This is a genomic window from Pseudomonas sp. FeS53a (assembly GCF_000931385.1).
Classification (GTDB): domain Bacteria; phylum Pseudomonadota; class Gammaproteobacteria; order Pseudomonadales; family Pseudomonadaceae; genus Metapseudomonas; species Metapseudomonas otitidis.
This window is the reverse complement of record NZ_JYFT01000001.1, coordinates 1-526: the sequence shown is the minus strand read 5'-3', so window position 1 is coordinate 526 and position 526 is coordinate 1. Positions and strand designations below refer to the sequence as shown.

The following is a 526-nucleotide window of genomic DNA, read 5'->3' as shown; positions in this document are numbered from 1 at the left end:
GGATTCGCCCACCTCCTCGAACAGCACCGCCTGGTGGCACACGTCGACGCACAGCGCCAGGTAGCGCCAGTTCGGGTCCGTGTCGCGCCAGCGGGTGAAGAACGCCAGGGCCTCCTCGGTGCGCTCCAGCACGCAATCCGGCTCCATCTCCAGGCACAGGCGGATGTGCTTGCCGGTGCGCTGGCGCAGCTCGGCCAGGCCCCGGGTGAGCTGGCGCAGGCGGTTCTCCGCGTGCTGCTGGCCGAGGCCCTGCCGGAGGACTGCAACCAGGGCGTTATCTCCAGCGTGCCCCTGGGCTACCGCGCGCATTGGACGCCGGCCCGCCAGCAGCTCCGCCAGTTGCAGGCTGTAGGCCAGGCGCCGGGGATCGGCCCAGTCGGGCTGGTACACCTCGGCCTTGACCGCCGCACCGTGGAAGCGCCCGAAGGGGAAGCCGTTCAGCGAGGTCAGGCGCAGCCCGCAACGCCGCAGCAGGGCGAGGAAGGCGCGGCGGCGGGCCGGCACCTGCAGTTCGCTGGCAGCGTGG

At 72.4% G+C, this 526-nt stretch carries 1 pseudogene; it reads right to left on the bottom strand.

The features are described from left to right. Positions 1-526: pseudogene (locus SZ55_RS28235) on the bottom strand (metabolite traffic protein EboE); the annotation flags it as partial.